The organism is Brevibacterium yomogidense (genome assembly GCF_900163715.1).
Lineage (GTDB): Bacteria > Actinomycetota > Actinomycetes > Actinomycetales > Brevibacteriaceae > Brevibacterium > Brevibacterium yomogidense_A.
Map to the genome: position 1 here is coordinate 78513 of NZ_FWFF01000003.1, position 19989 is coordinate 98501.

Annotated in this window: 19 protein-coding genes; 16 read left to right on the forward strand and 3 right to left on the reverse strand. The window is 65.8% G+C overall.

Features of this window, described 5'->3' with window-relative positions; translation table 11 throughout:
• Positions 1-58 precede the first annotated feature (58 nt).
• From FM105_RS03080 to FM105_RS03095, 4 genes are all read left to right on the forward strand, one after another.
• Positions 59-640 (forward strand): 1-acyl-sn-glycerol-3-phosphate acyltransferase, encoded by a 582-nt coding sequence (locus FM105_RS03080; protein ID WP_087004937.1) that lies wholly within the window; start codon positions 59-61, stop codon positions 638-640.
• 254 nt (positions 641-894) lie between these two features.
• Positions 895-3132 carry a choline BCCT transporter BetT gene (gene betT / locus FM105_RS03085; RefSeq protein ID WP_179207042.1) on the forward strand — a complete coding sequence of 746 codons (2238 nt, stop codon included), beginning with the start codon at positions 895-897 and terminating at the stop codon, positions 3130-3132.
• A complete protein-coding gene (locus tag FM105_RS03090) occupies positions 3129-4619 on the forward strand; it encodes an aldehyde dehydrogenase family protein (protein ID WP_087004633.1) in 1491 nt (496 codons plus the stop codon). The genes betT and FM105_RS03090 overlap by 4 nt, the downstream gene beginning before the upstream one ends.
• 21 nt (positions 4620-4640) lie before the next feature.
• On the forward strand, positions 4641-6209 hold the full coding sequence (locus tag FM105_RS03095) for a GMC family oxidoreductase N-terminal domain-containing protein (protein ID WP_218777905.1): 1569 nt from the start codon (positions 4641-4643) through the stop codon (positions 6207-6209).
• A gap of 143 nt (positions 6210-6352) precedes the next feature.
• Here the strand turns inward: FM105_RS03095 and FM105_RS03100 are convergent, their stop codons facing one another.
• Positions 6353-6883, reverse strand: coding sequence for a DinB family protein (locus FM105_RS03100; RefSeq protein WP_087004639.1), 531 nt, complete (start codon positions 6881-6883; stop codon positions 6353-6355).
• A 128-nt stretch (positions 6884-7011) separates the two neighbouring features.
• On the opposite strand from FM105_RS03100, the gene FM105_RS15080 reads away from it, so the two are divergent.
• The 7 genes from FM105_RS15080 (at position 7012) to FM105_RS03135 (ending at position 15008) form a co-directional block, all read left to right on the forward strand.
• Complete coding sequence (locus tag FM105_RS15080; protein WP_179207043.1) at positions 7012-8529, forward strand: DUF262 domain-containing protein; 1518 nt, start codon at positions 7012-7014, stop codon at positions 8527-8529.
• Positions 8530-8564: 35 nt separating this feature from the next.
• On the forward strand, positions 8565-10667 hold the full coding sequence (locus FM105_RS03110) for a DUF262 domain-containing HNH endonuclease family protein (protein ID WP_256970205.1): 2103 nt from the start codon (positions 8565-8567) through the stop codon (positions 10665-10667).
• A gap of 24 nt (positions 10668-10691) precedes the next feature.
• Entirely contained in the window at positions 10692-11978 is a 1287-nt protein-coding gene (locus FM105_RS03115) for an FAD-dependent oxidoreductase (RefSeq protein ID WP_256970193.1), read from the forward strand.
• A gap of 35 nt (positions 11979-12013) precedes the next feature.
• Positions 12014-12496, forward strand: a complete 483-nt coding sequence (locus tag FM105_RS03120; RefSeq protein ID WP_087004646.1) for a DUF1990 family protein — start codon at positions 12014-12016, stop codon at positions 12494-12496.
• An 80-nt stretch (positions 12497-12576) separates the two neighbouring features.
• Positions 12577-13323, forward strand: a complete 747-nt coding sequence (locus tag FM105_RS03125; protein WP_087004649.1) for a helix-turn-helix transcriptional regulator — start codon at positions 12577-12579, stop codon at positions 13321-13323.
• 139 nt (positions 13324-13462) lie between these two features.
• Positions 13463-14260 carry a VOC family protein gene (locus tag FM105_RS03130; RefSeq protein WP_087004652.1) on the forward strand — a complete coding sequence of 266 codons (798 nt, stop codon included), beginning with the start codon at positions 13463-13465 and terminating at the stop codon, positions 14258-14260.
• A 28-nt stretch (positions 14261-14288) separates the two neighbouring features.
• Positions 14289-15008 carry an N-acetyltransferase gene (locus tag FM105_RS03135; RefSeq protein ID WP_256970194.1) on the forward strand — a complete coding sequence of 240 codons (720 nt, stop codon included), beginning with the start codon at positions 14289-14291 and terminating at the stop codon, positions 15006-15008.
• Between the two features lie 23 nt (positions 15009-15031).
• Here FM105_RS03135 and FM105_RS03140 read toward each other — a convergent pair whose 3' ends face one another.
• Together FM105_RS03140 and FM105_RS14770 are read right to left on the reverse strand one after the other, a co-directional pair.
• Positions 15032-15421, reverse strand: coding sequence for a hypothetical protein (locus FM105_RS03140; protein ID WP_143275806.1), 390 nt, complete (start codon positions 15419-15421; stop codon positions 15032-15034).
• Positions 15422-15598: 177 nt separating this feature from the next.
• Positions 15599-15739: a hypothetical protein gene (locus tag FM105_RS14770; protein ID WP_218777898.1), complete on the reverse strand. Its 141-nt coding sequence runs from the start codon at positions 15737-15739 to the stop codon at positions 15599-15601.
• A 183-nt stretch (positions 15740-15922) separates the two neighbouring features.
• Between FM105_RS14770 and FM105_RS14775 the strand changes: the two genes are divergently transcribed.
• The 5 genes from FM105_RS14775 (at position 15923) to FM105_RS03165 (ending at position 19474) form a co-directional block, all read left to right on the forward strand.
• Complete coding sequence (locus tag FM105_RS14775; protein WP_218777899.1) at positions 15923-16240, forward strand: hypothetical protein; 318 nt, start codon at positions 15923-15925, stop codon at positions 16238-16240.
• 90 nt (positions 16241-16330) lie between these two features.
• Positions 16331-16804 (forward strand): FABP family protein, encoded by a 474-nt coding sequence (locus FM105_RS03150; protein ID WP_087004662.1) that lies wholly within the window; start codon positions 16331-16333, stop codon positions 16802-16804.
• A gap of 21 nt (positions 16805-16825) precedes the next feature.
• A complete protein-coding gene (gene arfB, locus FM105_RS03155; RefSeq protein WP_087004665.1) occupies positions 16826-17275 on the forward strand; it encodes an alternative ribosome rescue aminoacyl-tRNA hydrolase ArfB in 450 nt (149 codons plus the stop codon).
• A 143-nt stretch (positions 17276-17418) separates the two neighbouring features.
• Positions 17419-18045, forward strand: a complete 627-nt coding sequence (locus FM105_RS03160) for a SipW-dependent-type signal peptide-containing protein (protein WP_087004668.1) — start codon at positions 17419-17421, stop codon at positions 18043-18045.
• A gap of 103 nt (positions 18046-18148) precedes the next feature.
• Positions 18149-19474, forward strand: a complete 1326-nt coding sequence (locus FM105_RS03165) for a signal peptidase I (RefSeq protein WP_087004671.1) — start codon at positions 18149-18151, stop codon at positions 19472-19474.
• The last annotated feature ends 515 nt before the right edge of the window (positions 19475-19989 follow it).

Here is a 19989-nt window from a genome sequence, read left to right on the forward strand (position 1 = left end):
TCGGCGCGGAGCCCGCCGCCAGCGGCGGGGCATGGGAGCGGTGCTCTACAGTGATGTCGTGCTCAGACGCCTCGTATCCCGTGCCTTCTGGTTCCTCAGCCCCTGGAAGCTGTCGACGCAGCCGGCGCCCGACCGGCCGACGATCCTCATCGGTGCACCCCACACCTCGAACTGGGACTTCATCCTGATGCTGGGCATCGCCTGGCGACTGGGGATCGACGTGCGGTGGTTGGGGAAGAACAGCCTCTTCGCGGGCTGGCGCGGTCCGATCATGCGCGGCCTGGGCGGGATGCCGGTCGATCGCGCGAACCCGACCAGCGTGGTCACGGACGTGGTGCGGCAGGTGCATGCGGGCAAGGTGTTCGGCCTGGTCGTCACCCCGGACGGCACGCGGTCGGGGCACACGCACTGGAAGTCCGGCTTCTACCGCATCGCCCGGGAGACCGGCATGCCCGTCACCCTGGGATACGTCGACCGCCCCACGATGACGACGGGGCTGGGACCGACCATCGAGCTGACCGGTGACGTGAAGGCGGACATGGACCGGATCCGCGCGTTCTACTCGGACAAGTCCGGGTTCCACCCTGAGAAGCGCGTGGAACCGCGGCTGCGCGACGAATCGTCCGGGCTGGGCGAGTAAGCCGGTCACGGCGGACATGACCGGTCAGGGAACTCGTACTGTACTTACGGGTAACTTTCGTGAGTCGTCTCTCAAACCCGCGTCGAAAGCCGCTCAGCGCTAGCAAACAATGCAGTCGGCGCATACTGTGAATCGGGTCTGCGGTCTCACCAGCTGAACACGCTGCGTGACCGCATCACCACCATCAGACGTCGATTCTGCACCGGCGAGGACTGAGCCACCGCTCGCGCGCCGGAACGAGAGGAAGCAAGCCAGTGGCAGCAGCCGTAGAGGATCAGAGTCCCCCGCCGGGCCCCGACGCCCACACCGAGCCGGCCGGCAAGCGCTCACCCGTCAACTGGCCGGTCTTCATCGGCTCAGCCGTCATCATCGTCGCGTTCGTCCTGTGGGCGGCGCTCCTGCCGGGACAGGCGGAGACCGTGATCTTCGGCGCGATGGGCTGGATCGCGACGAACTTCGGCTGGTACTACGTGCTGACTGCCACCATCGTGGTGGTGTTCGTCCTCATCGTCGCGTTCTCCCGCGTGGGTCGCACGAAGATGGGGCCGGACCACTCCAAGCCGAAGTTCAACATGTTCACCTGGGCCGCGATGCTGTTCGCCGCCGGCATCGGCGTCGACCTCATGTTCTTCGGCATCTCCGGACCCGCCACGAACTTCCTCACGCCGCCTGACGTCGAAGCGATGTCCCCCGAAGCGGCCCGCTGGGCACCGATCTGGACGATCTTCCACTACGGCATCCCCGGCTGGGCGATGTACGCGCTCATGGGCATGGCCTTCGGCCTCTTCGCCTACCGCTACCACCTGCCGCTCAGCATCCGGTCCGCCCTCGCCCCGATCTTCGGCAAGCGGATCCACGGCCCCATCGGCCACTCGGTGGAGATCGCCGCGACGATCGGCACGATCTTCGGAATCTCCGTGTCGCTGGGCATCGGCGTCGTCTTCCTGAACTTCGGCCTGTCCTCGATGTTCGGCATCCCGACCTCGATCGGCATCCAGATCGCGATCATGGCACTGGCCGTCTTCATCACGATCCTGTCGACCGTCTCCGGCGTCGACAAGGGCATCCGTCGCCTGTCAGAGCTGAACGTGTTCCTCGCAGTCATCCTCATGCTGTGGGTGCTGTTCTCCGGCCAGACGGCCCACCTGCTCAACGCCCTGGTCCAGAACATCGGCGACTTCTTCTCCGGCTTCCCGTCGATGATGATGAACACCTTCGCGCACGAGACCGGTTCGCCGGACTACCCGGCGGATCAGTGGATGGCCGACTGGACGCTGTTCTTCTGGGCCTGGTGGATCGCCTGGGCGCCGTTCGTCAGCCTCTTCCTCGCCCGCATCTCCCGCGGACGCACGCTGCGCCAGTTCGTGATCGGCGTCCTGCTGATCCCCTTCGCCTTCATCCTGCTGTGGGTCTCGATCTTCGGCAATGCGGCCCTGACCTTCTTCAAGGCCGGGGACGAGGAGTTCATGAATCTGGCGGTGGAACTGCCCGAATCCGGGTTCTTCAACCTGCTGGAGCAGTACCCGGGCTCCCTGTTCACCGTGGGTCTCGCGGTCGTCACGGGCCTGTTCTTCTATGTCACCTCCGCGGACTCCGGTTCCCTGGTGATGGCGAACATGACGTCGAAGGCGTCCGTCAAGGACTCCGACGGCGCTCCGTGGCTGCGGATCGTCTGGGCGGTCATCACCGGCGCCCTGACCCTCTCCATGCTGTTCATCGACGGCGTCTACACGCTGCAGGCGGCGACCGTCGTGGTCGGCCTGCCGCTGTCGATCGTCGTCTACCTGGTGATGTTCAGCCTGTTCAAAGTGCTGAGGTCCGAGCGCCTGACCCTGGACTCCCAGATCGCGTCCATGCCGGATGTGCTCAACAGCCGGATCCGTGAGGGCGGCGAACGCGGCAGCTGGCGCCAGCGGCTCACGCGCCGGATGTCGTATGCCTCCGCACCGCAGATCACCCGCTACGTCAACAACGTCGCGGCACCGGCGGTCGAGGAGGTCGCCGCGGAGCTTCAGAAGCTCGGGGCAGACGTCCACTGCCATCGCGGCGAGCACTCCGACTACCCGATCCCCCACATCGACCTCACGGTCCACTTCCCGGAGCAGGAGGACTTCAAGTACCAGGCGTACCCCGTCGCCTACCCGGTGCCCAGCTTCGCCGCGAACCTCGCGGTCACGAAGGACGTCTACTTCCAGCTCGAGGTCTTCTCCGCGACCGGTTCCCGCGGACAGGACATCATGGGGTACACGAAGGACCAGGTCATCTCCGACGTGCTCGACGCCTATGACGCCCACGTCGCGTTCATGACGCTGACCGGGGACAAGGGAGCACCCGCCGCGCGGATGGACTCCGAAATCCCGGATCAGTGGTGGGACACAGACCAGGCGGTCGTCGACGAACTCGACACCGACGAATCCGCAGCAGCAACCCCAGCAGCAACCCCAGCAGCACCCGACGAATCCGCAGCACCTGCAGAAGGAGAATCGCGATGACGACATCCGACGCAACCACCCTGTACATCGACGGATCCTGGGTCGCCTCGTCCGACGGAGGCACCCGCACGGTGACCTGCCCGGCCGACGGCGCCGAGGTCGGGGTCGTCTCCGAGGCCACGCCTGAGGACGTCGAGCGAGCCATCGCGGCCGCGCGCCGCGCCTTCGACGACGGCGTCTGGGCCGACCGGCCCGCATCCGAGCGCGGCGACCTCCTGCTGCGCGTCGCAGACGGCATAACCGCGCGCAAGGACGACTTCGCCCGCGCAGAGGCCCTGGACACCGGCAAGCGGCTGGTCGAGGCCGAAGGCGACATGGACGACATCGCCTCAGCCTTCCGCTACTTCGGGAAGATCGCGGATCAGAATCCGGGTCGCCTGGTCGACGCGGGCGATTCGTCCGTGATCTCCCGCGTCGTCTACGAGCCCGTGGGCGTCTGCGGGATGATCACCCCGTGGAACTTCCCGCTACTGCAGGCGTCCTGGAAGGTCGCCCCCGCGCTGGCCGCCGGCAACTCGTTTATCCTCAAGCCTGCGGAACTCACCCCGCACACGTCGATGCTCCTCATGGAGGTGCTCGAAGCGGCAGGCCTGCCCGCTGGCGTGGCGAACCTGGTGCTGGGCGCCGGCGGCACCGTGGGGGCGCCCCTCTCCACTCACCCGGACATCGACCTGGTGTCCTTCACAGGCGGCGCCGTCACCGGTCGGAAGATCTCCGAATCCGCGGCCGCGACGGTGAAGAAGGTCGCCCTGGAGCTGGGCGGCAAGAACCCGAACGTCGTCTTCGCCGACGCCGATTTCGAGGCGGCGGTCGACAATGCGCTGACCGCCGCATTCCTGGATTCCGGGCTCGTGTGCTCGGCCGGCACGCGCCTGATCGTGCAGGACACGATCGCAGAGCGCTTCGTCGACGAGCTGGTCAGCCGTGCTGAGGGCATCGTCATGGGCGGCCCGTTCGACGAGAAGGCGGAGACCGGACCGCTCATCTCGCAGGAGCACCGCGACAAGGTCACCGACTACGTCACGCGCGGCGTCGAGGCCGGCGCGCGCCTGCGGGTCGGCGGTCACTGGGGCGGCGAGGAGCACGCGAACGGCTTCTTCTACGCCCCGACGGTCCTGGACCAGTGCACCCGCGACAACCCCGCCGTGATCGAGGAGGGCTTCGGTCCCGTCATCACCGTGGAGACCTTCTCCACTGAGGCGGAGGCGATCCAGACCGCCAACCACACCGAGTACGGGCTCGCAGGTGCCGTGTGGACCTCGGACGCGGGTGTCGCCAACCGCGTCTCGCGCAAGCTGCGCCACGGCACGATCTGGATCAACGACTACCACCCCTACCTGCCGCAGGCGGAGTGGGGCGGCTTCAAGCAGTCCGGGATCGGCCGTGAGCTCGGCCCGTCCGGCATGGGCGAGTACGTCGAGCCCAAGCACATCTACCAGAACACCGAGCCGGCCCCGGCCGACTGGTTCCCGCGCAAGGAAGGATGAGGAGCACAGATGATCGACGACATGACATCGGAGAATCCCGTTCGCGAATACGACTACGTGGTCATCGGTGGAGGATCGGCGGGCGCCGCGGTCGCCGCACGACTCAGTGAGGACACGGACGTCACGGTCGCGCTGCTGGAGGCCGGCCCCCACGACCAGGACCATGCCGAGGTCCTGGACCTCAAGCGCTGGCCGGAGCTGCTGGAGTCCGGGCTGGACTGGGACTACCCGATCGAGCCGCAGGAGAACGGCAACTCGTTCATGCGCCACGCGCGCGCCAAGGTGCTGGGCGGCTGCTCGTCGCACAACTCCTGCATCGCGTTCCACCCGCCGGCCGAGGACCTGGACCTGTGGGTCGAGCTGGGCGCGGAGGGCTGGGATGCGGAGAACATCCTCCCGCTCCTCAAGCGCCTGGAGACCAATGCGCGCGGCGGCGAGAAGCACGGGACCGCCGGCCCGGTGCACCTCATGGATGTGCCGCCCGAGGACCCGATCGGCGTCGCGGTGCTGGACGCCTGCGAGCAGGCCGGTATCCCCCGCGCCGTCTTCAACGACGGCGAGACCGTGGTGAACGGCGCCGGATTCTTCCAGATCAACCGGAAGGCCGACGGCACGCGCTCCTCCTCGTCGGTGTCCTACCTGCACCCGATCCAGGATGAGCGGAAGAACCTGGACATCCTCACCGGGCACTGGGTCATGCGCCTGCTGTTCGAGGGCGACCGCGCGGTGGGCGTCGAGTACGTCGACAACTCGTTCGACCGGTCGTCCGTGCTGCGGGCGACGCGTGAGATCGTGCTGAGCGCCGGTGCGATCGATACGCCGAAGCTGCTCATGCTCTCAGGCATCGGACCGGCCGACCACCTGCGCGAGTTCGGCATCGATGTCCGGGTCGACTCCCCCGGTGTGGGGTCGAACCTGCAGGATCACCCGGAAGCGGTGATCTCGTGGGAAACGAAGGAGCCGATGGTCCGCGACGCCACCCAGTGGTGGGAGATCGGCATCTTCGCAGCCACGCAGGACGGGCTGGATCTGCCGGACCTCATGATGCACTACGGCAGTGTGCCCTTCGATATGCACACGCGTCGCCAGGGCTACCCCACCTCGCCGGAGTCCTTCGCGCTGACCCCCAATGTCACGCACGCGAAGTCCCGCGGCACGGTGCGTCTGCGGTCGCTGGACTACCGCGACAAGCCGAAGGTCGACCCGCGGTACTTCACGGATGAGGAGGGCCACGACATGCGCGTGGCCGTCGCGGGCATCAAGAGGGCCCGCGAGATCATCGCCCAGCCGGCGATGGCCGACAAGGTCAGCCGCGAGCTGTTCCCGGGCGAGGACGTGCAGACCGATGAGCAGATCGCGGAGTACGTCTCGAAGACGCACAACACGGTCTACCACCCCGCCGGCTCCTGCCGGATGGGTGCGGTCGATGACGACATGTCGCCGCTGGATCCCCAGCTGCGGGTCAAGGGCGTGTCCGGACTGCGCGTGGTCGATGCCTCGGCCATGCCGCAGCTGCCGGCGGTGAACCCGAACATCACCGTGATGCTGATGGGCGAGCGCGCATCGGACCTCATCAAGGCCGACCGGTGAGCCTCAGCACGGAGGGGTGAGCCTCAGCACGGAACGCGGTGCGGCCGGGTGACCGACTGACCGGCTGCACGCAGACGAACGGCGGGGTGGGAGCAGATCTGCTCGCACCCCGCCGTTCGCGTGTCCGCTGCGCGTGCGCGCGCTCAGCCGTCGACGTCGTGCAGGTGGTGCTCGAGGTCGTGGACTAAGTACCGGCTGAGCGTCGCGACGGTGAAGGTGAAGCCGTCGCTGCGCTGGCCGGTGCGGTCCCAGTCGCCGTCGGTCACTCGGTCGAACACCGCCGCCGAGGCCCCAGTCCCCTGCTCGATCTCCCGCGCCACCTGCGCGGGGTCGGCTGCCCAGAACTCACCGCGCACGGCCTCGGCTTCGCCGTCGTAGTCCGCGAATGTGGGGTTCTGCGCGTCGAGCATCGCGGTGATGCGCTCTCCCAGAGCGATGGCGAGGTCTCGGGAGTGGCCCGCGTACTCGAGCGGTGACCACACGCCGTCGCGTGGTCGCACGGCTGCGTCGTCCCTCCTCAGCACGGCGTTCCACCGGGACGGCAGGGCGAGGAGTCGCTGCGCGGTTGTCGCGGGATCGTGCGGTGCGTAGCCGCACTGCTCGCATCCCTCGTCGATCACGAAGGTCCAGTCACGGGTGTCGGTCTCTGCGGGAGGCGGGGCGTGTTCAGTCATACCTCCCACTATGCCCCGCCACGTCGAGGCAGCTTGTCTCAGCTGTGCTCCGAGTCTGCGCTTCGCATGATGGTCTTCGTTGCCTGACCTGCACGTCACGCCATATTTCGTATGACAGCATGGCGAGCATGAGCGCGCAGAGCACCTCGACTATCGACCCACATCTCGGGGATCCGCAGCTGACTGCGTCTGTCGAATCCGTCAAGGACATCTTGGCGACCCTGCGCCCGAATATCCCGTCCTACCAGCGTCCGTACGCGTGGACTGCGAAGAACGTCACTGAGTTGGTCGACGACATCAGACGATTCCGCCCGTCGGGCCGATACCGAATCGGCACGTTCATCCTCAATCACTCGGCAGAGGACGATTCCGACCACTGTTCACGCCGTCCGCGTCCGAACATCGTCGACGGTCAGCAGCGCTATCTCAGCTTCGCCCTCATCGCTCATGCGCTGCTCTCTCGCGCGTCCGACCTGACGGACCGCTTCATCGAAGACCTCAGCACCGCAGTCGATGGCATCTCCATACCTCGGCGACGGGACGATCGAACCGGCCACAATCTGCGTGCCAACCACGACCATCTCCGTACGATCGTCAGCCGCTGGAGCCCGGACGAACTCAACGACTTCACGGAGTTCTTCCTCAATGACTGCGATGTCGTTGTCCTCAGAGTCCGCGACTTGGATGCAGCGTTCCAGATGTTCGACTCGCAGAATACTCGCGGCCGTCCTCTCTTCCCCACTGACCTCCTCAAGGCCCACCACTTGCGAGAGTTCAGCAGGACGGACCCCTCGCGGGGCTCCGTCCTGGAAGCGGTTCGCGAGTGGGAGCAGGTTCCTCCTGCAGAGATCAACCACGTGATCGCAGCGGTCCTGTTCCCGATCAAACAGTGGACCGTGAATCGGCCGATGCCCCGAGACGGCTTCAGCCCGCACGACGTGGACCTCTTCAAAGGCATACGCGAAGACGCACAGGGAAATGGTCGCTACCGGTGGGCGCACCCAGTGCTCCTGGCGAAGGCCGCAGTCGATCGCTTCCACTCCGACAACTCCACCCTGCTGCGTCACGGGGTCGTCGACGCGTTGGACTTCCCCTTCCAGATCACCCAACCAGTGATAGACGGCGAGATGTTCTTCAGGATGGTCAGTCACTACGTGAGTGAGGCTCGGCGCGCGGGGATCGCCGGCGACGCGTCGTCTCCCGGTGCAGAAGCCGGCGACGATCGTGACCCGCGACTCGCCGAGGTGCACGAGATGCTGGACGCGATGCCGCCAGGAACCGGATACCGCTACGTCCGTGAACTGTTCGACTGTCTGCTCATGGCCTACCTCGACCGCTTCGGATGGTACGACGTGGAACACGCGGCACTCTTCCTCGCACGGTATGCGTACCTTCTCAGAGTGCACTTGCAGAGGGTGTATCCCGCGTCCGTGGACATCCACGCCAGACGTGGCCACGACAGGATCCCCGACGCAGACGGAAACCTGTTCGCCGACATCGTCCATGCGCTCGATCCGCGTTCCATCCTGGACCGGCCGCTCCCCTCAGTCGACGAGGCTGGCTCGGAACCCCTCCGCCGGCTGTACGGGCTGATCCTGGATACCGCAGAGCGCGACGAGGAGACTCAGCGCGAGGGGATCCGATGACAGTCGATGCGATGTCCCGTGACCAGCCGAATGTCATGAGTGTGAAGGAGATCTTCGACCACCATCGATACAGGATCCCGCTGTATCAGCGTGCGTACTCCTGGACTGCGGCGGAGATCCACACACTGCTGGCAGACGTCCGCGATGCTCGTCTGGACGCTGCGACCCGTCGTGCACGCCGGGGGTCCCGCGACTACTACATCGGCTCGCTCGTCGTCGACGCGATGCATTCGGACGAAGGAACACTGCTCGAAGTGGTGGACGGTCAGCAACGACTCACGACGCTCTTCATCATCCTCTCTCTGACTGGACCGGGGACGGGCAACGAGGATCCGCAGTTCACCGGGGCGCTCACGTTCGAAGGACGCGACGCAGCAGCCGAGGACCTGCGTCGTCTAGCACGCGACGGAGCCGGCTCGATCAACCGACTGACGACACCTGGGATCAGACTCGCTGCCGAGCTCGTCGAACAAGCCGTCAGTCGCGGAGCCCACCTCGACCCGACCAACGCTGACCTCGTCGACAGCGTGGCGTTCTCGTCGGAGGATGCGACATATCTGCGGGAGCACGTGAAGATCCTGCAGACCGCACTTCCATCTGGCACCGACCTCAACCACTACTTCGAAGTCATGAATACCCGCGGCGAGCAGCTCGAGAAGCACGAGATCCTCAAGGCGAACATGATCAGAGCGCTTCCTCACACCATGGAACAAGCCGCGTTCTCCGCGATCTGGGACGCCTGTTCTGTGCTCGAGCGACACGTACAGACTCAGTTCTCGCCGACTCAGAAACCAGAAGGGGCGACCTCCGAGAGAACTATGCTCTTCGGCTCGGGTTGGAACACCTTCCGACCGGAGTCAGCTGACGAGCTATTCGACCATGTACAAGCGATGCTCGCTGGTGACGATACGTCGACGTCGAACGAACCACTGCCCACACCTCACGGGTCAGAGCAGCGCATTCTCCTAGCAGATGTGCTGACTGCCTCTGACAGCCAGGAGGACTCGCGGGCAGGAGGTGATCCCGATCAGGAATCCGGTTCGTACGGTTCCATCATCGATTTTCCGAACCTGCTGCTGCACGTCTTGAGAATCCAGAGGAGAGAGACCTTCACCTGGGAGGATCCTCGCGACGGAGCAGAACTTCGAGTACGACTCGAGGACAAGTATCTGCTCAGCGAATTCGACCGTTCCATGCTCGCGTCGCGTCATCTCGATGACGCGTCCCGACGTGCCGAAGTACGGGAGTTCGCCTACCTTCTGCTGAAGACCCGGTACCTTCTGGACACCTACGTCATCCGCACGCAACTGACGGCAGGGGGTGACGACGAGGAGAACTGGGTGCTTCACCGGGCACTGAGATACCCGGCGCCGCCGGCGAAAACCGCGCAGCTCAGTGCGCGGGCCACGTTCAGAACAGGACAGTCGACGGGTTCGGATGAGAACACGAATCGCGACCAGGTCCACCGGCAGGTGCTCATGCTGCAAGCGATGTTCCAGGTCAGCGATACCCGTCGCGCCTCGAAGTACTTCCTCTTCCAGATCCTCGAATGGCTCCATCAGCAGGAGGCTCCCTCAGCTGTCGATGGCGAGAGTTTCGTGAAGAAGCTGGAGACCATGGCACGGAGCCGCCTCCGGGCGCTGGATTTCACAGCCGTGATGAATGACGGCACACACGTGCCGAACTTCCTCTTCAATGTCCTCGACTACGAGCTCTGGAGGCTCGCCGAAGTCGCTGACGGCTCAGAGCTCACGCACGTGCTGCCCCACCCGAATCTCGTGGCTGGCCTGACGGAGGCGTCGCCGACGTTCCGTTTCCGCTACCGAACGTCCGTGGAACACTACTATCCTGTTCAGCCGTCCTCGGAACAAGGTCACCGCCGGCTGGATCCGTCCGACGGGAACCACTTCGGAAACCTCTGCCTCATGTCCCGGTCTGAGAACGCACGCCGGAACAATCTCATGCCGATCGCCAAGGCCAGAGAATTTCAGCCCGCTCGCCAGAGCCTGAAGTTCCAGCTCATGTCCGCCCTCGCTCTGGAGGCCCACGACTGGGCTGAGGAACAGATCCACGCGCACGGTTCAGCGATGCTCCGGGTGATGCAGAATGCTGCCGACACCCCGGTCGCCGTATGCTGATGTCACACGCGAAAGGGCGACACCGTGGACGCACCGATCGACACTGCTCAGACTGCACGCTCGTCTCGCACGACCTGCCTCATCGTCGGCGCAGGCCCGGCGGGACTGGTCCTGGGCCTCCTGCTGGCACGGGCCGGGATCGACGTCACCGTGCTGGAGAAGCACCAGGACTTCCTGCGGGACTTCCGGGGCGACACGGTGCATCCCAGCACTCTGGAGCTGCTCGACGACCTGGGACTCTTCGAGCGCTTCGACGCACTCCCCCAGTCCCACCTGCACCGCGTGCGGCTGCCGGGGGCAGACGATGAGGACGTGCCCCTCGTGGACTTCACCCGTCTGCCGGTGCGGCATCCGTACATCGCGATGGTCCCGCAGTGGGACCTGCTCGACCTCATCGCCGAGGCCGCAGACCTCGAACCGTCGTTCACCCTCCTGACCGAGCACGAGGTCACGGGCGTCGTGCGGGACGGCGACCGAGTCGTCGGCGTCGACTACTCGACACCAGACGGCGCCGGCACCGTGCGCGCCGATCTCACCATCGCCTGCGACGGGCGGTGGTCGGTCATCCGCCAGGACGTCGGACTCCCCACGAAGGAATTCCCCGTCGATTTCGATGTCTGGTGGTACCGCGTTCCCACCCGCAGCCGCATCGGCGGCTCGCTCCTGCCCCGCATGCACACGGGGCGCGTACTCATCGCGATCCCGCGCGAGAGATACCTCCAGATCGCGCGGCTGGGCCGCAAGGGCACCGACGCCGCGCTGCGCGCTCGAGGTCTCGACGCGCTGAGAGCGGAGACGGCCGACCTCCTTCCCGAAGTCGCGGACGACGTCGACTCCATCTCCTCACTGGACGACGTCAAGCATCTGAGCGTCCGCATCGATCGACTGCGCCGCTGGTACGCGGCGGGCGTTCTGTGCATCGGCGACGCGGCGCACGCGATGTCCCCAGTCGGCGGCATCGGCATCAACCTCGCGGTGCAGGACGCCGTGGCCACAGCCCGCTTCCTCTCACCGTCGCTCACGGATCGCACCGCACCCGTGGAGGACCGCGTCCTTGCTCGCGTGCAGCGCAGGCGAGCGCTCCCGACGGCGCTCACCCAGGGCGTGCAGAGACTCGTGCAGGGGCTCATCATCGCGCCGGCGCTCAACGGCTCTGTGGTCCAGCCGCCTCAGCTCATCGGGAGGATCCTGCGAAGGCTGCCTGGCCTGTCGGTGGTCCCCGCCTACATCGTCGGTGTGGGCTTCCGCCCGGAGAAGGCGCCTGCGTGGGCTCGGCGTCGCAGCGATCGGTCGCCGTCGTCAGTCGCATAGTGTGGTGTGATGCTCCTGCTCATGAGGCACCGCGCATGACCGTCCCGCATCTGGCTGTGTGGCCGCCCGATCCTTCGACGCGGCTGCACCGCTCCGAGGTGTCTGCGGTCATCGGCAGTGGTGATGAGACCTGGAAGAGGGCGGCTGCCGACCTGCTGCGTTGGAAGGTCAAGACCCGCAGCGGCTTCCGCGTCGACGACGACCAGCCGGTGACGCCCGGCACCGAACTCATCGTCACAGCACGCGTCCTCGGCATCACCGTCAGGGAGCCGATCCGGGTCGAGCACGTCGTCGAGTCCGAGGATCGAGTCGGATTCTCCTACCGGACACTCCCCGGCCACCCCGTCTCAGGAGAAGAGGCATTCATCGTCCACCGCGAGGGCGAGGACGTCATCCTCACGATCCGCTCCCTGACCGGTCCCTCTCCGCGGCTGCCCTGGCGTCCGCTCTTCCCTCTCCTGCTGCTCGCGCAGCGGGTCGTGCGGCGCAGGTACCTCCGTTCGCTGACCGCCTCGTGAGTGCGCCCCCGAAACATTCCAGGAGCCGCCGAGCCCGCGAGGGGTAGGCACCGTCGCCGGCTCTCCGTACACTCATCTGTGTGACGAAGCTCACGGCCTCGACGGCGGAGAGTCTGGTGGCATCCTCGACCAGGCTCGCGCGGGAGCGTGCCGCCGACCTGAGCGTGGCCGACCTGGCCGATCACGCCGGGTACAGCCCCTTCCACTTCGCGCGCCTCTTCGCACGTCACGTCGGCATCGGTCCCGGACAGTACCTCACGGCTCTGCGGATCGATCGTGCGAAGCAGCTGCTGCTCACGGAGACCGAATCGGTGATCGATGTCGCGACAGCAGTCGGGTTCGACTCCCTCTCCAGCTTCAGCCGGCGCTTCCGCTCCACGGTCGGCGTCCCGCCCGCGCAGCTGCGGCGCCTCGCCGACCGCATCAGCGACAAGCCCCCGCGCCCCTTCAGCCTGCTCTCCCCCGGTACCGGAAGCGTGCGGGTCACGATCGAACTCCCCACCGACTTCAGTCCGCGGGGCGACGCCGCTATCTGGGTGGGGTGGTACCCGCACCCAGCGCCCATCGGCCTGCCGCTCTCCGGGGCCCTGATCTCCAGGGTTCCGGAGATCAGCCTGCCCCTGTGCGCCGGGGCACCCTTCCTGCTGGGGTTCGCTGTACCCGCACACGCCGATCCGATGGCCCAGCTGGTGCCGCCGGATCCGATGGTCGCTGTGCACCCGGCCCCACTCACCGCATCAGCGGACATCACCCTGCGCTTCGAAGCCTCGCAGACCGAACGCCCCATGCCCCTCCTGACCGCGCTGCCCAGCCTGTGCACGCGGTGACGAGCGGATCGGACGGGCACAGCGAGCGGCAACCAGGACCTCGGCGGCGGTTGCGCAGTTTCGGACAAAGACTGATCACGCCGTCCCTCTAGCGTGGGATCACCACCCGGGCTACCCGCCCTCGACTACAGGAGGAATCATGACCGCGACCACCGGAACCAGCGCATGGATCGACGTCAGCGCACACGACTTCGCCGCATCGAAGGAGTTCTACACCGGACTGTTCGGCTGGACGTTCGATCAGCTGGGCGATGAGTTCAACAGCTACAACCTCATCCGCAACGGCGACGCCCTGGTGGGCGGCGCGATGGACGTCACCGGCATGACCTGCCCCCTCGGCAACCCGATCCCCTCGGAGTGGAGCGTCTACCTCACGGTCGACGACCTCGATGCCCGTCTGCAGAAGGCCGAGCAGCACGGCGCGATCATCGCGATGGGAGCAGACCAGGTGGGCGATTCCGGCCGCATGGCGATGCTCATCGACCCGACCGGGGCGACCATCTGCATGTGGGAGCCCAAGGACCTCGACGGCTTTGACTTCACCGGACAGCCCGGCTCACCCGTCTGGTTCGAGCTCATGACCCACAAGTTCGATGAGGCGAGCGCGTTCTACACCGCCGTGTTCGACGCGGATCTCGTGTCGATGACCGAGCAGATGGACGATGACAGCTTCCGCTACGTCACCAACGGGCCTGGTGAGACCGCCAGCTGGGGACTGGGTGATGCCACCGGAGTGATGCCCGAGGACGCGGCCGGCTGGCGCGTCTACCTGGGAGTCGAAGCCGCTGACTCAGCTGTGGAGAAGGTCGCGGAGCTGGGCGGGAGGCTGCTTGACGGCCCAGTGGACTCACCGTTCGGCCGGATCGCCACGATCGCGGACCCGGAGGGTGCGACCTTCCAGATCTGCGCGATGAGCGAAGCGGTGGCAGAGGGCTGAGACCACGATGAAGGTCACGATTCGCACCTTGGCCGAGTGTCCCGACCTCCTGCCCGCGCTGCTCGCCATGGAGAACCCCCGGCCCGAGTTCATCAGGCGCGATCCGTTCGGCGAGCTCTACTACGACCCTGCCGTCCTGACGCAGTTCGCGGACCACATCCTCCTTGCCCGATCCCCCGATGGCGAACTTGTGGCGAAAGCGCATGCGATTCCGTTCCGTCTGGAAGACGGTCCGCTCCCCGACGACGGGTGGGACGGCGCGATCCGACGGGAGATTCTGACGAAGCTCGCCGGTGCTGTCCCCGACTCCCTCGCAGCTCTGGAGATCTTCGTCAGATCGGCCTCTCAGGGCTTGGGACTGTCCCGGCAGATGCTCGAGGCCCTGAGCCTCAACGCTCTGAGGCTCGGATTCCGTGAGCTCGTCGTTCCAGTGCGCCCCAACGGCAAGACTGATATTCACGAGCCCATGTCGTCGTACGCCATGCGCACTCGCGCCGACGGGCTTCCTGTCGACCCCTGGCTGCGCGTACACGTCCGAGCCGGTGGGAGGATTGAGAGCGTGGCTGCACGATCCATGGTGGTCGCAGGCACTCTGTCCGAGTGGCGGACGTGGACAGGCCTTCCCAGGGATTCCCCCGGACCGGTCGAGGTTCCTCAAGCTCTCAGCCCTGTGATCTGCAGCCCGGAACAGGGCACAGCCGTCTACACCGAACCCAATGTCTGGGTGCGACACAGCACCGGGGCGTGAACCATCACCCGGCGGTGGCATGCTCACGCAGCCACGCCACGACATCGCTGGGAAGCCGACTGTCCATGAAGAGACCCGTGTGCCCGCGATCCGGGTATGTGACCACTGTGGCATCCCAATCCATGCGGCAGTCTGCTGAACGACGGGGAGGGGAAGAATCGATCCGCCTCGCCGGCGACGAGCACCACCGAGCAGCTGATCCCGGCCAGTATCTCCCACGCATCGAAGGCGGCTTCCGCTTTCGCCTCGACGATGAGATCCGAGTCGGGAGTCTCGGTCTTCGCCAGGATCGCACCGATCGCGGCTCCTGCCGCGCCGCGGAACCGCGCGAACGCCTGACCGGCCACAATGCCCTCCAGCAGAACGGCGCCCGCTTCGGCATACTCTCCCACTGGCGCGCTGGACGCAGACACGTATCCTGAAGCTCAGACGAACCCGCCAATCGCGAATTCGACCGGCGAAGGGTCTCACAGCAGATGACGCACGCACCCTGGGCATTCACCTCAGTGTCAACGTGGCAGCAACCGGAACCGGAGCACTCGCACCCACGGCGGAGTGCGGAACTTCAACGTATCGCCGCACGGCTCTCCTCACAGCGGGGAGACCGTCTGCGGGTGGCCGTCGATGGCTTCACCGGAGCAGGGAAAACCACCTTCGCCAATGAACTGGCAGCAGCCTTCAGACGTGCGGGCCGCAGCACCGCTCGAGCCAGCCTCGACGATTTCAAACATCCATGGTCTCACTCGCGTGAGCACGGCTACGACCGTCTCAGCGGTCAGGGGTACTACCGCAACGCATACAGCCTCACTGATGCCCAAGAACTCCTCCTCCGCCCGGCCGGCCACGACGGCAGTGGATGCGTGGCACTGTGCGCACACGATCCGCTCACAGGAATCGACCATCGCCACGACCGTGTGCAGCTGCTTGACGATACGGTCCTCATCGTCGACTCAGCCTTCGCAGCGCGGCCGGAACTGGCTGGGTTCTGGGACGCCCACGTCTGGCTCGCGGTGCCGCCTGAGCTTGCTCTGGACCGCGGAGTCCAGCGCGACGCGCCCCGTGAAGGACAGGATGAGGCCCTGCGGCTGCACCGCGACCGGTACGGTGCTGCGACCGCGCAGTACTTGTCCGAGGTGGACGCGCCCAGCACCGCCGACCTCGTGGTCGACAACAGCGATCTCGATCGTGCCGATGTCCTGGTCGACAGACTGCAGCCGTCGCAGGATCACTGAGCGGCGATGATCCCTGGTCGCTTCGGCAGGAGTGATGCCATGTGAGCGCAAGAGATCACGGCTGTTTGGCCCTTCGGTAGTCTTGATGGCATGGCACTGCATCCCAGCCTCGAGCCCATCGCCGCGCTGATCGGCACCTGGCGCGGTCCTGGCCGGGGCGAGTACCCCACGATCACGTCCTTCGAATACACAGAAGAAGTCACGTTCACGGACGTGGGCAAGCCCTTCCTCCACTACGTGCAGCGGACCACGTCGCCGGAAGGTGCGCCGATGCACACTGAGACGGGGTTCCTGCGGGTATCGGCGGAGGGTGTCGTCGAGTTCGTCCTCGCTCAACCCACTGGTCAGACCGAGTTGGCGGAGGGTCTGCTGGTGACCGCCCCTGACGGCTTCAGCTGCGAACTGCACTCCCGTGTCGTGAACTCTGGAAGCGCGAAGCAGGTCGACGCGACCATTCGCCGCCTGGAGCTGACCGACGGCACGCTCACGACGACCTTCGCTATGGCTGCGGTCGGCGTTCCGATGACGCACCACCTCAGCTCCGAGCTGCGCCACGTCGGGTGAGCCGAATCGAGACCTGTACGCGTGGATGATCTGCATGTGACGTCGGGGCCTGGCGCGCCCCGAGGCCTCGTGGTTCCGGCGACCGAACTAGTCGAGCAGTTCTCGCGGTCGTCTGGGCCCGGCGGCCAGCACGTCAACACGGCGGACTCGAAGGTGCAGCTCAGCATCGACCTGGGGATGACGACTGCATTGGACGAGCAGCAGCGGATACGCGTTCTGGAGCACCTGGCTGCGAGGCTGGTGGGCGGTTCGGGCACCGTACTCACGATCAGTGCAGAAGAGCACCGCTCTCAGTGGCGAAACCGGGCAACAGCGCGACAGAGGCTCGCGGAACTGCTGCGCGAGGCGGTGGCGCCGCCGGTCGTCCGACGAGCCACCAAGCCGACGCGCGGATCGAAGCGACGTCGCCTGAAGGCCAAGCGGATCCGGGCGGAGAAGAAACAGAACCGGAAGCGTCCGGGGGCGGTGTAGCGGGCTCGAGAGGGAGTCCTGTATGACCATTTTCACGAGAACGATTCTCTCGATACTCGGAAGTAACCATTTTCCAACCGGTACGCTTGCCGTATTGGCGGGGCTCCATTGGGGGAGCTCTGCCCTATCTATGAGGAGTCAGTGTGACTGAAGCCCCCACTCGCACCGCCAGCACTCGTTCCCGGAAGATCAAGGCGCTCCTGGCCGGAGGCCTCGTCCTCGGCGTCGGCGCAGCCGTCACCCTCGCCGCCTGGACTGATCAGGAATGGGCAGAAGGCATCTTCGGCGCAGGTTCGTTCAACATCGAAGGCAGCACTTCGGGTGAAGAGGGAAGCTTCAGAGATAACAACCCTGACGGCACCGGTCCCGCTTCCCTGGAATTCGAGCTCCCCACGAGCACCAACCTGTACCCCGGAGCCGAAGTCGCCGCACCGTTCGTCGTGCGCCTCGATGCCGAGACGACCTACAACGCGAGCCTTGAGCTCACCGAGGCATCGGCAACCGGCGACAACTCGGAGGCTCTGACCTACGGGATCGTGCGGGTCCCCTCGGCTGCGGATTGCACCGCTGACGCCTCGGGTACAGAAATCGTGGAGGCGGGCACAGCACTATCGTCGGCTCCTGACATGGACGCGATCACTCTGGAAGCCGGGGAGGGCACGGCGGGCGATCCGGTCACTCTGTGCTTCCAGGTGACCGCGGACGAAAACCTTCAGCAGAACCAGTCGACCACTGCCAACTGGCAGTTCGTCGGCACGTCCGTCGAGTAATCCTCCGCCCGGTGACCGCACCCAGGCACGCCTGTGTACCCCCGCTCGTCCGTGAGCGGGGGTACACAGGCGACGGTCTGCTCCGAGTGCTGACAACCGCACGATGGCGGAACCGATGAGCCGCCGGCAGCGGCGGCCCGTCAGTCGCATGATCGGCGACTGGCTGCTCAACCTCCTGGCCGTCGCCGGCAGCGTGTGCATCGTGCTGGTGATCCTGGGGGTCGTCTTCAACGTCTCGATCATGATGTTCCGGACGGGTTCGATGAGCCCCACCATCACGGCCGGGTCGATCGCGCTGGTCCGGGAGATCCCCGCCACCGAGTTGGACGAGGGTGACGTGGTCACCGTCGATCGCGGCGAGGAGACCCTTCCGGTCACCCACCGTGTCGTGAGGATCCTCGACTCCGACTCCACATCAGGAGTGGTGACATTCGAGATGCGCGGCGACGCCAACGAATCCAACGACCCGAAGCCGTACGCGGAATCCACCGTCAGCCGCGTCATGTTCTCCGTCCCCGGAGTCGCGCCGGTCATCCAATGGTTCAGCAATCCGTATGTGTTGGGCGGACTCACGCTGGGGGCCACGACACTGGTCCTCTGGGCATTCTGGCCGCGCAGAGGCGACGACGGAAGCGAGCCGGAGTCGACGGACGCGGAGACGGAGACGAAGGACGGTGCGCATCCGGCACCGCCGGCCCCCTCCCCACGCACGACAGCGCGACATTCCATCGCGGGCCCAGCGGTCATCCTGCTGGCGGCGTCGCTTACTGCGCAGGCCTCCGATACTTCGGGTGCGGACACGAGCACTGCAACGGAGACGCGCACTGCACACGGAGATCACCTCCGCATGGCGGCCTCCGGAGATGCGGACCAGATGAGGAACCTCAGTCCGGGTCACTCAGCAACATGGACCGTGGACGTCTGGGCGGAAGCCCCCGAACCCGGTGATATCAGCCTGGACATCGGCGCCGACGGCACCCTGGCTGACGTGCACGATGCCATGACGGTCACTATTACGATGTGCTCGCAACGGGCGGCTGAAGCGGACTGCGACAACGGGGTCACCACCCTCATCGCGGACACGAGCCTCTCCGAGCTCCGAGACGACGGCACACAGCGTCGAGAACTAGCGACCATGACCACCGAGGAGGAACGGCGGCTGTTCGTCACCGCTACCCTCTCCGAGTCGGCAGCAGATCTGGGTGTTGTGGGAGACTCCGGAACTGTGCGCATCACAGCCACAGGCGCCGGGGATGAACTCTCGCTCGGGCCTGACGACCCCGATGATCCTGACCGCGACCAGGATGACGACGGCACGCTGCCCCGGACCGGCATCGAGGGCTGGCAGTGGCTCCTGCTTGCGGGCGGCCTCCTCGTGGCGGTCGGTGCCACGCTGGTCTCCCGTCGACGTGACGAGGTCCCTCGATGACCCGCCGAACCCGTCGCGTACGGCAGGCAGCCGTCGGACGACCGAACCCCCAGAGGCTGAGACGCTGCGCTGTCGCAGTGTGTTCGACCGCGCTCGTCCTCGCGTTCGTACTCTCCGGCGGGCTCGGAACAGTTCGCAGCACCCTCGCCAGTTGGACCGATCAGGAACACGCAACTGCGACGTTCGAAGCGGCCACGATCGGCTCTGTACAGAATTTGGAGTGCTTTGACAGTGGGTCTCTGATTGGTTTACTTGGTCGTCAGGTAAGAATCACGTGGGAAAGACCGTTGGGGCTCGAGGACGTCCCCCTCGAGTACGTTATCCATTGGCAGGAGAACGGTCTGCCGTCTAGAGATGAAATAGTCGAGACCGAGAAGACGGAGTACACGTACTCCGCTGCTACTGGCGTGACAGTATTGACAACTTCTGTTGACTTGGACGTCTATGCCAGGGTGAAACAGTCCGAGTGGGAAGGTGAAAGCTCACGCGTCGACGTCTCCAACCTCGGATTGCTA

Excerpts from the sequence above, each read along its gene's own strand:
- FM105_RS03090 (WP_087004633.1), top strand. The coding sequence starts at position 3,129 with ATGACGACATCCGACGCAACCACCCTGTACATCGACGGATCCTGGGTC.
- FM105_RS03095 (WP_218777905.1), top strand. The coding sequence starts at position 4,641 with ATGACATCGGAGAATCCCGTTCGCGAATACGACTACGTGGTCATCGGT.
- FM105_RS03100 (WP_087004639.1), bottom strand. The coding sequence starts at position 6,883 with ATGACTGAACACGCCCCGCCTCCCGCAGAGACCGACACCCGTGACTGG.
- FM105_RS15080 (WP_179207043.1), top strand. The coding sequence starts at position 7,012 with ATGAGCGCGCAGAGCACCTCGACTATCGACCCACATCTCGGGGATCCG.
- FM105_RS03110 (WP_256970205.1), top strand. The coding sequence starts at position 8,565 with ATGAGTGTGAAGGAGATCTTCGACCACCATCGATACAGGATCCCGCTG.
- FM105_RS03120 (WP_087004646.1), top strand. The coding sequence starts at position 12,014 with ATGACCGTCCCGCATCTGGCTGTGTGGCCGCCCGATCCTTCGACGCGG.
- FM105_RS03130 (WP_087004652.1), top strand. The coding sequence starts at position 13,463 with ATGACCGCGACCACCGGAACCAGCGCATGGATCGACGTCAGCGCACAC.
- FM105_RS14770 (WP_218777898.1), bottom strand. The coding sequence starts at position 15,739 with ATGTTTGAAATCGTCGAGGCTGGCTCGAGCGGTGCTGCGGCCCGCACG.
- FM105_RS03150 (WP_087004662.1), top strand. The coding sequence starts at position 16,331 with ATGGCACTGCATCCCAGCCTCGAGCCCATCGCCGCGCTGATCGGCACC.
- FM105_RS03165 (WP_087004671.1), top strand. The coding sequence starts at position 18,149 with ATGGCGGAACCGATGAGCCGCCGGCAGCGGCGGCCCGTCAGTCGCATG.